We start from the raw sequence: 14,177 nt of genomic DNA, 5'->3' as shown, positions 1-14,177 counted from the left end.
ACGGGCCCCTCGTCTTCGCTCGGGGAAACGGTTGCTTCATAGGGCGGGAGCGATTTCGCTCAGCTCCCTTGGCGCCGCGCCATGAAGGCCAGCTTTTCGAAGAGCATCACATCCTGCTCATTCTTGAGCAACGCGCCGTGGAGCGGCGGGATCGCCTTGCCGACGTCGCGGTTCTGGAGCACTTCGAGCGGCATGTCCTCGGCGAGGAGCAGTTTCAGCCAGTCGATGAGCTCGCTCGTCGAGGGCTTTTTCTTGAGGCCGGGAACGTCGCGGACTTCGTAGAAAATATCCATCGCGCGGCTGACCAGCGTCTTCTGGATGCCGGGGAAATGCACCTCGACGATCGCCGCCATCGTGTCGCGGTCGGGGAATTTGATGTAGTGGAAGAAGCAGCGGCGCAGGAAGGCGTCGGGCAGTTCCTTTTCATTGTTCGAGGTGATGACGACGATCGGGCGTTCCTTCGCGACGATCGTCTCGTCGGTCTCATAGACGTGGAAGGCCATGCGATCGAGTTCCTGGAGCAGGTCGTTCGGGAATTCGATGTCGGCCTTGTCGATCTCGTCGATCAGCAGGACGGGGAGCTTGGGGCTGGTGAAAGCCTCCCACAATTTGCCCTGGCGGATATAGTTGCGGATATCATGGACGCGCTCTTCGCCAAGCTGGCCGTCGCGCAGGCGCGCCACCGCGTCATATTCGTAGAGCCCCTGCTGCGCCTTGGTCGTCGACTTGATGTTCCAGGTGATCAGCGGCGCGTCGAAGGCTTTCGCGATTTCCTCGGCCAGCACGGTCTTGCCGGTGCCGGGTTCGCCCTTCACGAGCAGCGGGCGGCGGAGCAATGTCGCGGCGTTGACCGCGACCTTCAGATCGTCGGTCGCGATATAGGCGCTGGTTCCTTCGAAGCGCATGGGCGGAGAGCCTTTCCCTTAACGTGAACGTCAAGGGGCATAGCGGGGGGAGGGAGAGGGTGCAAGCGAAGCGTCGCCCCCGCGAAGGCGGGGGCCGTCGTCGGTTTCTGCAACGGTGCTGAGCAAGGCCGCCAGCGGTCCCCGCCTGCGCGGGGACGACGATTTAGTGAGTGCGGCTCGCGGCACGCGCCTCAAGCAGGTCCCACAGGCCGCTGTGCTGGGCAATCAGCTGCTGCGCGCCGAACACCAGCGCGCGTTCGGCGGCGGGGGTGTCGGCGACCGCGCCGGCGAGGCGGGCGGTCTCGCGCAGGTCGGGCAGCGCGCAGCGCGGCGGCGCCATGTCGAGCCGCTGCGCGCTGATGTCGAGCAGCACGCGGATCGTGCGCCAGTCGAGGGTCAGCGCGATCGCGGCGCCGACCGCGCAGCCGTGGCGGTCCGATTCGGCGAGCATGTCGAGCGCCTTGCGCTGCGCCGCGACCGCGGCCTCGCACTGGTCCTGGCCCTGGGTGCTCGGCACCGGGCCGACCGCGGCGGCGATTTTCGACAGGAAGGCGCGTTCCTGGGCAAAGGCGTCGGCGGCTTCGTCCATCCACTGGCGCGAGACGGGATCGACCGCCTTGCGCGCGGCGAGGTCGATGACGCCGGGGTGACGGCCGTGGAGCAGGCAGAGGAAATGGACGGCATCGGCCAGGTTGCGCATGGCGTCGGGTCCGTTCGACAGCCCGCGCGGCGCGCACGTGGCGATGCGCGCCGGTGCCCTCAGCCGGCGACCAGCGAGATCGAGCATTTCGGCGACGTTGCGTGTCTGCGGCTGGAGCTGGGGCGACTGGCTCAACGCGTCTTCCTTGCCTGCGGGCAGCATGGGCTGCCGGACTTCAGCCGCCAGTCATAGCGCAACGTCGTAAACAGCGCGTTTATGAGGGGGCGGGCAATCGACCAAGCGTTGTGTCAGGCGGAGACAAAAGAGACCGGCAAGCGGGGGATGCTTGCCGGTCCCTGTTGCGGCACGGCGTGTCCGAAGAGGACTCGGGCCGTGCGGGTCGTGGCGCGGGCGGGCGCGGGGGAGAGGGAGGGCCCGCCCAGCGCCGATCAGGCTGCGAGTGCGAGGTCCTGCGCCGTTTCCGCCGGGCGGTCCGCCGCCGCCTCGACCTGGGTCAGAGCGGGCTGTGCCGGAGCGGCCGACTGACGCGGGAAGACCAGCCGCGAGGCGAGCACGACCGCGCCGAGGCCGAAATAGGCGGCGAAGGTCTGCACCGGGAAGAAGAAGAGCGGCGCGATGAAGGCAAGCCGCAGCCACGTCGGGCTGAAGCCGAAATCCTGGCCCACGGCCTCGCAGATACCGAACATCGTATCGCGGCGGCGGAAGAGATTGGTGGTGTCGTTGTCCATTTTTTTCGTCTTTCCTGATGGCCGCGGGTTCCGCCCCGCGTTTCTGCCCGTCGCTAAGCAACGGGCGTGCCAATTTTTGTCTTTGCCGGTTTTGCTGGGGTTTCCGGATCCGACCCGGCTTTCTTTCGTCTTCCTGGTTCGAATCCATTCCCATCGTTTGGGAATATTCGCCATTTACCGGTCGGTGCCTGAACGGCGGCTGAAGGCCGTCCGACGTCCGTCCGGCCGCTATGTGGCGGTGAAAGATGAAGATTTTAAGGGGCTGGCGAAAATATTTGTGCGGCGCAGCAATCAGCTCCCGCGAAGGCTTTCGCGCCAGAGCCGCTTGTTGTTGCGCTCGATGCGCAGATATTCGCGGAAGGTCGGGGTGGTGAAATGGCGCTCGGCCTTCTGGCTGGTTGCCGCAGCGGCATGGGCGTCCCAGTCGGACAACAGCGCGGCAAAGGCCTCGGGCAGTTCCTCGCGCACCTTGTCGTTGGTGCGGCGGATCGTGTCGGCCAGCTTCGGCTGGAAGTCGATGTCGACCGCGCGCTTGTAGAGCACGTCGCCGGTGTCGATGCCCTTGTCGATGCGGTGGATCGTATAGCCGGTCTGCGTCCGCCCGAAATAGATCGGCCAGATGACGCTCTGCGCGCCGGGATATTCGGGCAGCAGTTCGCCGTGGAAATTGATGAAACCCTCGCGCGGCACAGTGAAGACGCGCGAGGCGATGTAGCTGTTGCCGGTCGAGATGCCGAGGTCGGGGGCATATTGCCGGAGCGCGGCGACGGTCTCGTCGCAGTTGACGCGCGGCACGGTGACGATCGGAATGCCGTGCGCCTTCGCCACTTCGCGCGCGTCGATGGTCATATTGTGGCCGAACCATTTGCGGATGCGCACGCCGTTCAATGCGCCGAGCAGGCCGATCTTCCAGACCTTTTGCAGCATCTTCTTGCGGCTGCGCTTCGCGACGATCGTCTCGGAGACGATCAGACAGGCGATCTCGACCTCGGGCATGCGGGTCAGCCGATCGAGCACCGCGCCCGCGCCGCCGACCGGGCCGCTGGTCATCAGGACGACGCGCAGCGTCATGGCTCGCGAAACCCTCGCGCCCAGACCATCAGTTCGTGGAGCGGCCAGTGAAATTCGAGCTGGTGGCGCGGGATGTTCATGACGTCGGTCGTGCCGGGCTGCACCGCGCCGCGCACCGCGCTGAAATTGCTGGTGAAGCCGGCATCGGCGATCGCCGCGCGGCCCGCGGCGTCGATGTCGCTCGCGGTGCCATAGGGCCAGGCGAAGCTGTCGCACGTCTGGCCGACATGGCGCTCGATAATCGCCCTGGCGCCCGCGATTTCGTCGGTCAGGCGCGCGGGGTCGCCCGAGATTTGCGACAGCCGCGCATGGGTGCGCGTGTGGCAGCCGATCTCGCCGATCCCTTCGGCGGCGGCCTTCGCCTGACCCCAGTCGAGCGTGCGTACGCGCGCGCGATAGGCGGGCATATGCGCAAAATAGCTGTTCAGCGTCTCGGGATCGGCGTCGATCAGGTCGGTCGCGACGAACATCGTGTAGGGGACGCGCTCCTCCTCCATCACCGGGCCGCGCGGCTTCATAGACGCTGGCGAAACCGTCGTCGAAGCTCAGGTGAAAGAAGCGGCCGTCGGACGGCTTGCCGTCCCTGATGATCGCGCGCAGCGTCGCCGTGTCGACGAATTCGCCCTCCTGCTTGGCGGTGCGGAGGAAGGCACGGAAGGTCGGGACGGTGTCGGGGAAGACGGCATGGGCATAGAGGCAGCGGACAAAGGGGGCGGTCGCCGGGCCCTGCCGCATCGCCTCCAGCCGGATCCGCGCCGCGCGGGCCGTGCTTCGCGCTCGCGCCTAGCCAACCGCGAACGGGGGCCCAGGCTTCGGCGGCGGTTTCGGCGAAACTCATCGCGCGCCGCCTGCCGCGCGGACCGCGCCATGCCAACAGAAAAACATCGCGGCCAGTAGGCAGACGCCGAACAGCAGCCCCTCGATCCCCGCCGTCGCGACCCGGCTGACCGGGCCGAAGCCGGTTTCGCCGAACAGCCGGCCGATCGCATCGAGCCGGAAGCGGGCGTCTGGAAACTGCGTCAGGAGGCGATCGAGGCTGCCCGCGAACAAGGTTCCGCCGAGGAGCGGGATCAGCAAGCCCGCGAGGCCCGTGGTCAAACCGCCGATGGCGGCGCTTTGCGCCAGGCTGCACTCGCGCCGCCGCGCCGTCCACACCGCCAGCCCCACCGCCGCGCCGAGGAACGCGCCTTCGGCCGCACCGGTGATATTGCCCGGCGACCGGCCCAGGAGCAGGTTGAAGGCGTCGAGCCCGACGAGTTCGGTTAGGCCGCCGACGAGCAGTCCGCCGACGGCACCGCCCAACAGGCTCCAGTGCCAGCGGCGGGTCGGCGCATAGTCGGCCGCTGCGATTCCCAGACCTATGCCGATGCCGCCGGCCAGCCCGACGAGCATGTTCATCGCGAGCAGGACGAAGAGCACCGATGTCGCACCCAGCGCGGGCCGCATCGCCTGCAGATCGACGCTGAGTCCATAGAAGAGCCCGCCCATGATACCGGCGATCCCGCCCCCGATCGTCGCGGCGCCGCGCGAGCAGCAGGGCGTTCCGGCGGCGGTCCGTCGACGGGGCGCCGAGCCAGGGGCGTTCCGGCGGTTTCGATCGACCCGATGAAGCGATAGCCATGCTTCGGCACCGTCTCGATAAAGCGCGGCCGCCCAGCATCGTCGCTCAGCACGCGGCGCAGCGCGCGGATGCACTGGGTCAGCGCTTCGTCGGTGACCGGCACGCCGCGCCAGACCTCGTCCATGAAGCGATCCTTGGTCACCAGCCGCCCCTTCTCGCGGAGCAACAGCGCGAGCGCGTCGAAATAGCGGTTGCTGATCTCGAGCGGGATGCCGTCACGGCACAGCCGCAGCGGTCGTGCGCATCGACGGTGAAAGGATCGAAATGGAACTGGTGCGGGGCCATTTTTCAGCGAAATCTCAGATGTTGCTCATGCCCGTCATCGTCCGGTGCGCCACTGTAAAGCCGCAAATGGCAAAGGAGGCAAGCGAATGGTGGACGAAGTCGGAGCGCGCTCGAACCGGTGGCGGGTGGCGCGATGGAGCGCCGCGGCGGCGCTGCTGACGGTGCCGTTGATCATGATGCATATCGGCGACGCGTGGAACTGGACCGGCAGCGATTTCCTGTTCGCTGCATTCATGATCGGGGGCGCGTTGCTGCTCTATGAATTCGCCGGGCGGCTCTCGACGAGCTTGGCATATCGTGCCGGCGCCGCGCTGGCGGTGGCTGCGGCCTTTCTGCTCGTGTGGATCAACGTCGCGGTGGGCATCGTCGGCAGCGAGGACAATCCGGCCAACCTCGGCTTCTTCCTGCTGGTGCTCGCGGCGGCGGTGGGCGGTTTTGCCGCCGAGTTTCGCGCGCGCGGCATGGCGCGGGCGATGCTGGGCGTCGCGATCGTGCAGATGCTGCTCGGCCTCGTCATCGCGACCGCCCCCTCGACCGCGCGGGTCGAGCCGATGGGCGCGTGGGGCGTGCTGGCGATCAGCGGATTTTTCGCCGCCCTATGGCTGGCGTCGGCGGCACTGTTTCGCGCTGCGGGCCGGGGCGAGGGTCCGGGGTAAATTATCGGCTGAGCTGCTATGGAGTGCGAAGCGGACGGTGCCGATCCCCCCCGATGCCCCCGCGCGCACGGATTGAAGGCGACAAAGGCCCCGGTTCGGGCGTGTGCATGCGGGGCTTTTGGGGCTCCATGCGGCGGGCGATCCGATGCGCAGCCGCGATTTGCGAATGAAGTTTCGCAATTTTCCGCCACGCGCGCTTGCTCAAGCGCCAACACTTTCCGTTTACGTAAAGCGGTTGCGTCCTCCCCGGTGACAGGGTACCCCTGACCCATGCTGTTCGGCTTTCTCGAAGAACTCCGCACCGCGGGCATTCCCGTGAGCATGAAGGAGCATCTGCTGCTCCTGGAGGCGCTCGACCGCGAGGCGATCGACCGCAGCCCCGAGCAATTCTATTACCTCAGCCGCGCCATCTATGTGAAGGACGAGGGGCATCTCGACCGCTTCGACCAGGTGTTCAACAAGGTCTTCAAGGGCCTGCTCACCGATTATGGCCAGAACCCCGTCGATGTCCCCGCCGACTGGCTGAAGGCGGTCGCCGAGAAATTCCTGACCCCCGAGGAAATAGCCGCGATCGAATCGCTCGGCGACTGGGACAAGATCATGGAGACGCTGAAGCAGCGGCTCGAGGAACAGCAGAAGCGCCACGAGGGCGGCAGCAAGTGGATCGGCACCGGCGGCACCTCGCCCTTCGGCAATTCGGGCTACAACCCCGAGGGCGTGCGGATCGGCGGCGAAAGCAAGCACAAGCGCGCGCTGAAGGTCTGGGAAAAGCGCGAGTTCGCCAATCTCGACAACACCAAGGAACTCGGCACCCGCAACATCAAGATCGCGCTCCGCCGCCTGCGCAAATTCGCGCGCGAGGGCGCGGCCGACGAGCTCGACATTCCCGGCACGATCGACGGCACCGCGCGCCAGGGCTGGCTCGACATCCGGATGCGGCCCGAGCGGCGTAATGCGGTCAAGCTGTTGCTGTTCCTCGACGTCGGCGGGTCGATGGATCCCTTCATCAAGCTGTGCGAGGAATTGTTCAGCGCCGCGACGAGCGAATTCAAGAATCTCGAATTCTTCTACTTCCACAATTGCCCATACGAGGGCGTGTGGAAGGACAACAAGCGCCGCTGGTCCGAACGCCACCAGATGTGGGACATCCTCCACAAATATGGCCATGACTACAAGGTGATCTTCGTCGGCGACGCGTCGATGAGCGCCTATGAAATCACCCATCCGGGCGGTAGCGTCGAACATTTCAACGAGGAATCGGGCGCGGTCTGGCTGCAGCGCATCACCCATGTCTATCCCGCCGCGGTGTGGCTGAACCCGGTGCCCGAGCAGCATTGGGGCTACACCCAGTCGGTCAAGCTGATCAAACAGTTGATGAACGACCGCATGTACCCGCTGACGCTCGGGGGCCTCGACGACGCGATGCGCGAGTTGACGCGCAAGCATTGACGCCAACCATATAAAAGGCAAAGCATCCGTCTCCCCGAGCGAAGACGAGGGGCCCGTTCGAGCGAAGCGAGAACCCGCAAGGTCGCTGCCTCGGCTTCGCTCGGCCTAGCCCCTCGTCTTCGCTCGGGGAGACGGGAATCTGATATCGAGTTCCCATGTTCGACCTCCCCCTCATCACCATCCTCCTGCTCACCGGCTTCATCAATCTGATCGGCGCCCTTGCTTACGCCGCGCGCATCGCCGGGGTGCGGACGCGGCGGATCGCCATGTCCTTCGCGCTGTTCAATATCCTCGTGCTCTTCTCGCGCACCTCGAACAGCTTCCTCGGCCCCTTCCTCGCCAAACGCATCGAGACGCGCATCCACGACGGCAGCGGCGCGTCGCTGTTCATCGACATGCAGTTCGTCCTCGCCGCCGCGAGCATCGCGACGCTGGCCGGCATCCTGCTCGTCCCCACCGGACAGCGCATGTTCGCGGCGGCGATCGGCTGGTACCAGAATAACCGATCGACAACGAAGCTCGCGATCAAGGCGGTCAGCCCCAGCGGGCTGCGTACCCTGCGCCAGTCGCTGACGATTCCGAGCCTCGCCCATCTCAAGGGCTGGAAAATGCCCAAGGGCATCGGCTGGGGCGTGCTGGTCGCGAACTGCCTCGCGCAATCCTTGCTCGCGGTCGGCGTCGTCGCCTCGCTCTACGCCGGCTATCTCGCCCCCGAATTTCGCGTCACCGCGTCGCAGCTGTCGGCGCTGATCAACGGCTTCGCGACGATCCTGCTCTTCGCCTTCATCGACCCGCAGCTGTCGGTGATGACCGACGACGCGGTAGAAGGAAAGGTCGACGAGGCCGATTTCCGCCGTGCGATCACCTTCATCTCGCTGAGCCGCCTCGCCGGCACGATCCTCGCGCAGGCGTTGCTGCTGCCCGCCGCGATTCTGATCGCCTGGGTCGCCGTGCATGTCTGAACCCGGACGCGGCCACAGCCGCTTCCACGCCGTCCGCGCCCGGCTGGAGGCGATGGCGGTCGAACCGGGACCGCGCGGCTGGTTCCTCGAATTCCTCGTCTTCGGCTTCAAGCAGGGCTGGGCCTGCCTGTTCGGCGCCTTGATGCTCGCGCTGCTGCTCGGCGCGCATCTCTTCTGGCCGGAGAATGCGCCGCTGCACCGCTATGACGCGATCACCATCGGCGCCATCCTGATCCAGTTCGGTATGCTGGCATTCCGGCTGGAGACGCCGAAGGAAGCGATCGTCATCCTGATCTTCCACATCGTCGGCACGGTGATGGAATTGTTCAAGACCGCCGCCGGGTCGTGGCAATATCCCGAAGCGAGCCTGCTCCACATCGGCGCGGTGCCGCTCTTCTCGGGCTTCATGTATGCCGCGGTGGGCAGCTATATCGCGCGCGTCTGGCGCATCTTCGATTTCCGCTACACCTTCTATCCATGCGGCCTGGACCAGCTATGTGCTCGCCGCCGCGATCTACGTCAATTTCTTCGCCCACCATTGGCTCTATGACATCCGCTGGTTCCTGTTCGCCGCAACGGCTTTGCTCTTCTGGCGCTGCCAGGTCTGGTTCCGCCCGCTCCACATCCACCGCCGGATGCCGCTGCTCCTCGGCTGGGCCATGGTCGCCCTCTTCATCTGGTTCGCGGAGAATATCGGCACCTTCGCCCGCGCCTGGACCTATCCCAGCCAGAACCACGGCTGGCACATGGTCGGTGTCGAGAAACTCGGCAGCTGGTATCTGCTGATGATCATATCCTTCGTCCTGGTCAGCCTCGTCCAGCGGCCGAAGGCCCCGGATCAGCCTTTACTCCCCTCCCTGAAAGGGGAGGGGCCGGGGGTGGGTCGATGCCTTGAACCGTGGCCAAAGGAAGAACGGCGAGCGTCGCTCGCCAAACCCACCCCTAACCCCTCCCTTTTAGGGAGGGGGATTCAGCCGAAAGGCTGGTCGATCGACGGCGACGGCATACTGAACCATTTCGGCCCCGTCTCGGTCATGTAGAAACAATCCTCGAGCCGGATCCCGAACTCGCCGGGAATATAGATGCCCGGCTCGTTCGAGAAGCACATGCCCGGCGCGAGCCTGGTCGGTTCGCCGCGCACGAGATTGACCGGCTCGTGCCCGTCGAGCCCGATGCCATGGCCCGTGCGGTGCGATGTGCCGGGCAACTTGTACCCCGGCCCCCAGCCGAGGCTTTCGTACCAGGCGCGCACCGCATCGTCGACCTTGCCCGCCGGCGTGCCGAGCTTCGCCGCGGCGAAAGCGACGTCCTGCCCCTTGCGCATCTGGTCCCACACCTGCCGCTGCCGCGCGCTCGCCTTGCCATAGACGAACGTCCGCGAAATATCGGACTGATAGCCATGCACCGTCGCGCCGCAATCCATCAGCACCACCTCGCCCTCGCGCACCGCCTGCGGCTTGCCGCTGCCGTGCGGATAGGCGCTTGCCTCGCCGAGCAGGATCAGTTCGAATTCGCTCTGCCCGCCCAGCGCCGCCGTCGCGGCGCGCATGATCGCGCCGATGTCGGCGGGCGTCATCCCCGCCTCGATCCGCGGCGCGGTGTGGCGATAAGCCGCGATGGTAATGTCGTTGGCGATCTGCATCAGCGCGATTTCGGCCGCCGACTTGTGCATCCGGCACCCGCGCACCACCGGCGCGCCATTGACCACCGTCGCCCCCGGCATCGCCTTTTGCAGTCCGTCGACCGCGAAATAACGCACCGTTTCCTCGACCCCGATCCGCCCCTTTGCCAGCCCGCGCTTGCCGAGCCACGCCGCAACCGCCGCCAGCGGATTCTCGTCCTCGTTCCATGTCAGAACCTCGGCTTCGATGCCCGGGCTCTCACGCACCGACGGTTCCTCGAAAAAGGGCGTGACGATCGCCGCCTCGCCCTCGCGGGTCAGCACCGCGGCGGTCAGCCGCTCGCTGCGCCACCACTGCACCCCGGTGAAATAGACGAGGCTCGATCCCGGCTCGATCAGCAGCGCGCCGATATCGTTCGCGGCCATCAGTTCCTTCGCCTTGGCGATCCGCGCCATGCGCTCGTCCTTGCCGATCGACACCGCCCCGGCGGCGAGGTTGGGCAGACCCGCCGTATCGGCGGCGAACACCGATGACGGCAACGCGGCCGCCATCCCGGTCAGCGCCGCACTGCCCAGAAATTGCCGCCGCTGCATCACGCTCACTTTCCCTTCTCCGTTTGCCCTGAGCTTGTCGAAGGGCCGTATTTCTTCTGCAACCTTTGATAGGAAGAACGGTCCTTCGACAAGCTCAGGACGAACGGCATGGGAATATCCCCCACCGCGCTAACGATACAGCAGCAACTCTTCCACGGTTTCCTGCCACGCCGCCTCGTCGGGCAAAGCGAGCGCATCGAGATCACCCGCCTCGGCGCCCGCATCGTCGACCCACTCGCGCAGGCCCGTGCCGCCGTTGATCACGTCGATCGCCAGCACATCGTCGGTATATTCATATTTGAAATCCTTGCCGCGCCAGATCGGATAGTCGGGCCAGAGCGAGCGGATCGCCTTGAACCCCAGCGCCTGGACGCGCCACGGACGGAAGGCGGCATGATCATACCAAGCGCCCTCGGCATGGATATGGATGCCGTTGTTGAGCTGACCCGCATGTTTGTGGAAGGTTGGCTGGAACCAGATGTCGCGCAGCTTGCACCCCACCAACCAGTCGGGCGCGAGGCGGTGCATTTCGGCAATCACCGCCTTCGCGTCGATGTCGGGGGCGCCAAACAGTTCGAGCGGGCGCGTGGTACCGCGACCTTCGCTTAAGGTCGCGCCCTCGACCATCACCGTCCCGGCGTAGGCGCGCGCCATGTTGAGGTTCGCGGCATTGGGGCTCGGGTTGATCCAGACGCGCTCCATCGGCCAGCCAAAGCCGGGGCCATCGGGCTGCCAGCCGTCCATTTCGATCACGCGATAATCGACATCGAGCCCGAAGTGGCGGACGAACCAGCGCCCCATCTCGCCCATCGTCAGCCCGTGGCGCATCACCATCGGCCCGGCGCCGACGAAGCTTTCCCAGCCCGCCTGCAGCAATGTCCCTTCGACCGGCCGCCCCGCGGGGTTCGGGCGGTCAAGCACCCATACCGCCTTGCCATGCTCGGCCGCCGCTTCGAGCACATAAAGCAAGGTGGTGACATAGGTGTAGATGCGGCAGCCCAGATCCTGCAGGTCGACCAGCATCACGTCGAAGGTGTGCATCGACTGGCCCGACGGCCGCCGCACCTCGCCATAGAGGCTGAACACCGGCATTCCGTATGTCGGGTCGCTGAAGTCGGGCGACTCCATCATATTGTCCTGCAGGTCGCCGCGCACGCCATGCTGCGGCCCGAACACCGCCGTGACATTGATCCCGGCTGCGACGAGCGCGTCGAGGCTGTGGGTCAGGTCGGCGGTGACCGAGGCCGGATGCGCGAGCAGCGCGACACGCTTCCCTTCCAGCGGTTTGCGAAGCGCAGGGTCGGCGAGCAAGCGGTCGATACCGAAGAGGACAGTCATGCCGCGGGGGGTGCCCCAAGCGTCAGCGCAAAGCAATCGGGATGATGGAAGTCGGGCTTGCCGGGCGGATGCGCGAGCGCCCAATAGCTTTTGGTGCCGCCCTTTTCCTCGATCACGACCGAAAGGCCGACACGCCAGGCGGCATCGTGCAGGTCCGGCTGGTCCGTGAAATCGAACATCGCCTGAAAAATGCCGCCGACGCGATCGAAATTGGGGGCTGCATCGGCCTCCCGCATTCCCGCACGATAATCGTCGAACTGGTATGATGCCCATGCGGTCGACGGCGACAGGTTGAATTCCAGATAGTCGCGGCGCCCCTCGGGCTTCAGAAACGCCTCGCAGCAGGTCGTTTGCCACAGCCCGTCCGTCCGGCCGAGCGTGCGCCGCGGCGGCATGACGATCTTGTCCATGTCGCCGTCGATGATGAAGCGCAGGTAGAGAAGTTCCGGCCGGTTGCGGATTGCATCGACCGAGATGAACAGGTCGGTGGAACAGGGAGTGTCGGGATGGCAGGTAAGCAGCATGGTGCGTCCCTAGCCCAATCGCGATGGAGCGGGAATGACGGGTTTTAGGAATGCCGCACCCATGCTAAGCGCCCGCGCGTCATGACCAGTTACAAATCCGACCTGCTCCGCGTGCTCGACGCCCGCGGCTACATCCACCAGGTGACCGACGCCGAAGGGCTCGATACCCTCGCCGCGCAGCAGATCGTGCCCGCCTATATCGGCTTCGACGCGACCGCGCCCTCGCTCCATGTCGGCAGCCTCGTTCAGATCATGATGCTGCGCCGCCTGCAGCAGACGGGGCACAAGCCGATCGTGCTGATGGGCGGCGGGACGACGCGGATCGGGGACCCGACGGGCCGCGACGAAAGCCGCAAGATGCTGTCGGACGAGACGATCGCCGCGAACATCGCGTCGATCTTCAGCATCTTCCAGCGCTTCCTGACCTTCGGCGACGGTCCGACCGACGCGGTCATGGTCGACAATCAGGACTGGCTCGGCAAGCTCGGCTATATCGAACTGCTCCAGGAGGTCGGCACCCACTTCACGATCAACCGCATGATGACCTTCGATTCGGTCAGGCTGCGGCTCGAGCGCGAACAGCCGATGACCTTCCTCGAATTCAACTACATGATCCTGCAGGGCTATGATTTCCGCCACCTGTCGAAGACGATGGGCGTGCGGTTGCAGATGGGCGGATCGGACCAGTGGGGCAATATCGTCAACGGGATGGAGCTGGGGCGCCGCATGGACGGTGCCGATCTGTTCGGGCTGACGACGCCGCTGCTGACCACCGCCGCGGGCACAAAAATGGGCAAAACCGCCGCCGGGGCGGTCTGGCTCAATCCCGAACAACTGTCCCATTTTGACTATTGGCAGTTCTGGCGCAACAGCGACGACCGCGACGTCGGCCGGTTCCTGAAGCTGTTCACCGACCTGCCGCTCGACGAGATCGCACGCCTCGAAGCACTCGAGGGCGCCGAGATCAACAGCGCCAAGAAAATCCTCGCCGACGCCGCCACCGCGCTGTGCCGCGGCGAGGAAGCCGCGCGCACGGCCGCCGAAACTGCGGTGCAAACCTTTGAAAAAGGCCAGATTGGCGGCGATTTGCCGCAGGCGGTCGCGCCCGCCGAAGGACTTCGCATCCTCGATGCGCTACGCGAACTCGGCTTCGTCGCCTCGAACAAGGAGGCGCGGCGCAAGCTCGAAGAGGGCGCGGTCAAGGTCGACGGCGCGGTGATCCGAGACCCGAACCATGTCATCGCGCCCGCCGCCGATCCGGTGCCCGTCAGCCTGGGCGCGAAAAAGCACGGCCTTGTCACCCGCTAACGTCCTGCCGCGGCGTTTACCACTTCTTAGGTGAATCGGGGCGAACGTGCCCGCTCGACCAGCAAGGGTTTGCATATGCGGAAGATCGACACCCACAAGGCCCATTATGTCGGCCTCGACCAGCGCCTCGCGCCGCGCAGCGACGTCTATTGCCGCCTGCCCTTCCTGCTGCCCGACGGCGCGCAGGAAATGTGCACCTGCGTCAACATCAGCGCCGACGGCCTGCTGATGCGATACGAGCGCGGGCTCGAAGTCGGCGACATGGTGGTATTCCGTATGCCGATCATCGGCCGTATCGCGGCGAAAGTGATCTGGTCGCTCGCCGGAAAGACCGGCGTTCAGTTCGAAAAGATGATCGCGGTCGAGGATTATCTGCCGATGATCCGCGCGATGGGCGCGCGCGGCGACGTCTAACCGCTAATATTCAAAATCCGTTCGCCCTGAGCACCTCGAC

15 protein-coding genes and 1 pseudogene are annotated in these 14,177 nt (G+C 65.7%); 6 read left to right on the top strand and 10 right to left on the bottom strand.

Annotated features, from left to right (window positions below):
• Nucleotides 1-59: 59 nt before the first annotated feature.
• The 7 genes from N0A20_RS01720 to N0A20_RS01690 all read right to left on the bottom strand — a co-directional run bounded on the left by N0A20_RS01720 (nt 60) and on the right by N0A20_RS01690 (nt 5,152).
• Complete coding sequence (locus N0A20_RS01720) at nt 60-905, bottom strand: AAA family ATPase (RefSeq protein ID WP_260582311.1); 846 nt, start codon at nt 903-905, stop codon at nt 60-62.
• Between the two features lie 163 nt (nt 906-1,068).
• Nucleotides 1,069-1,740: a DUF6975 family protein gene (locus N0A20_RS01715; protein WP_260582310.1), complete on the bottom strand. Its 672-nt coding sequence runs from the start codon at nt 1,738-1,740 to the stop codon at nt 1,069-1,071.
• Nucleotides 1,741-1,994: 254 nt separating this feature from the next.
• Nucleotides 1,995-2,294, bottom strand: coding sequence for a PspC domain-containing protein (locus tag N0A20_RS01710; protein WP_260582309.1), 300 nt, complete (start codon nt 2,292-2,294; stop codon nt 1,995-1,997).
• A gap of 291 nt (nt 2,295-2,585) precedes the next feature.
• On the bottom strand, nt 2,586-3,365 hold the full coding sequence (locus N0A20_RS01705; protein ID WP_260582308.1) for a formyltransferase family protein: 780 nt from the start codon (nt 3,363-3,365) through the stop codon (nt 2,586-2,588).
• Entirely contained in the window at nt 3,362-3,883 is a 522-nt protein-coding gene (locus N0A20_RS01700) for a polysaccharide deacetylase family protein (RefSeq protein WP_260582307.1), read from the bottom strand. The genes N0A20_RS01705 and N0A20_RS01700 overlap by 4 nt, the downstream gene beginning before the upstream one ends.
• Nucleotides 3,884-4,199: 316 nt before the next feature.
• Nucleotides 4,200-4,853 (bottom strand): hypothetical protein, encoded by a 654-nt coding sequence (locus N0A20_RS01695; protein ID WP_260582306.1) that lies wholly within the window; start codon nt 4,851-4,853, stop codon nt 4,200-4,202.
• Nucleotides 4,760-5,152, bottom strand: a complete 393-nt coding sequence (locus N0A20_RS01690) for a transcriptional regulator (protein WP_409574712.1) — start codon at nt 5,150-5,152, stop codon at nt 4,760-4,762. Before N0A20_RS01690 ends, N0A20_RS01695 begins: the two co-directional genes overlap by 94 nt.
• A 205-nt stretch (nt 5,153-5,357) precedes the next feature.
• On the opposite strand from N0A20_RS01690, the gene N0A20_RS01685 reads away from it, so the two are divergent.
• The 4 genes and pseudogenes from N0A20_RS01685 to N0A20_RS01670 all read left to right on the top strand — a co-directional run.
• The gene (locus tag N0A20_RS01685; RefSeq protein WP_260582305.1) at nt 5,358-5,927 is read left to right on the top strand and encodes a hypothetical protein; all 570 of its coding nucleotides are present in this window, start codon (nt 5,358-5,360) and stop codon (nt 5,925-5,927) included.
• A 270-nt stretch (nt 5,928-6,197) separates the two neighbouring features.
• Nucleotides 6,198-7,376: a vWA domain-containing protein gene (locus tag N0A20_RS01680; RefSeq protein ID WP_260582304.1), complete on the top strand. Its 1,179-nt coding sequence runs from the start codon at nt 6,198-6,200 to the stop codon at nt 7,374-7,376.
• A gap of 155 nt (nt 7,377-7,531) precedes the next feature.
• Nucleotides 7,532-8,338: a lipid II flippase Amj family protein gene (locus N0A20_RS01675; protein WP_260582303.1), complete on the top strand. Its 807-nt coding sequence runs from the start codon at nt 7,532-7,534 to the stop codon at nt 8,336-8,338.
• Nucleotides 8,331-9,180 (top strand): annotated as a pseudogene (locus tag N0A20_RS01670) (DUF817 domain-containing protein); the annotation flags it as partial. The gene N0A20_RS01675 and the pseudogene N0A20_RS01670, both read left to right, overlap by 8 nt.
• Before the next feature lie 128 nt (nt 9,181-9,308).
• On the opposite strand, the gene N0A20_RS01665 reads toward N0A20_RS01670, so the two are convergent.
• The 3 genes from N0A20_RS01665 to N0A20_RS01655 all read right to left on the bottom strand — a co-directional run bounded on the left by N0A20_RS01665 (nt 9,309) and on the right by N0A20_RS01655 (nt 12,415).
• Nucleotides 9,309-10,553, bottom strand: coding sequence for a M24 family metallopeptidase (locus N0A20_RS01665; protein WP_260583983.1), 1,245 nt, complete (start codon nt 10,551-10,553; stop codon nt 9,309-9,311).
• 129 nt (nt 10,554-10,682) lie between these two features.
• Complete coding sequence (locus N0A20_RS01660) at nt 10,683-11,891, bottom strand: DUF1343 domain-containing protein (protein ID WP_260582302.1); 1,209 nt, start codon at nt 11,889-11,891, stop codon at nt 10,683-10,685.
• Nucleotides 11,888-12,415 (bottom strand): DOMON-like domain-containing protein, encoded by a 528-nt coding sequence (locus tag N0A20_RS01655; protein WP_260582301.1) that lies wholly within the window; start codon nt 12,413-12,415, stop codon nt 11,888-11,890. Before N0A20_RS01655 ends, N0A20_RS01660 begins: the two co-directional genes overlap by 4 nt.
• A gap of 81 nt (nt 12,416-12,496) precedes the next feature.
• On the opposite strand from N0A20_RS01655, the gene tyrS reads away from it, so the two are divergent.
• Together tyrS and N0A20_RS01645 are read left to right on the top strand one after the other, a co-directional pair.
• Nucleotides 12,497-13,723 (top strand): tyrosine--tRNA ligase, encoded by a 1,227-nt coding sequence (tyrS, locus tag N0A20_RS01650; protein ID WP_260582300.1) that lies wholly within the window; start codon nt 12,497-12,499, stop codon nt 13,721-13,723.
• Between the two features lie 75 nt (nt 13,724-13,798).
• Nucleotides 13,799-14,137, top strand: a complete 339-nt coding sequence (locus N0A20_RS01645) for a PilZ domain-containing protein (protein WP_260582299.1) — start codon at nt 13,799-13,801, stop codon at nt 14,135-14,137.
• Nucleotides 14,138-14,177 lie beyond the last annotated feature (40 nt).

Source organism: Sphingopyxis sp. PET50 (assembly GCF_025244705.1).
GTDB lineage: Bacteria > Pseudomonadota > Alphaproteobacteria > Sphingomonadales > Sphingomonadaceae > Sphingopyxis.
Note: the sequence above shows the minus strand (reverse complement) of the source record. Positions and strands in the feature narration are given on the sequence as shown.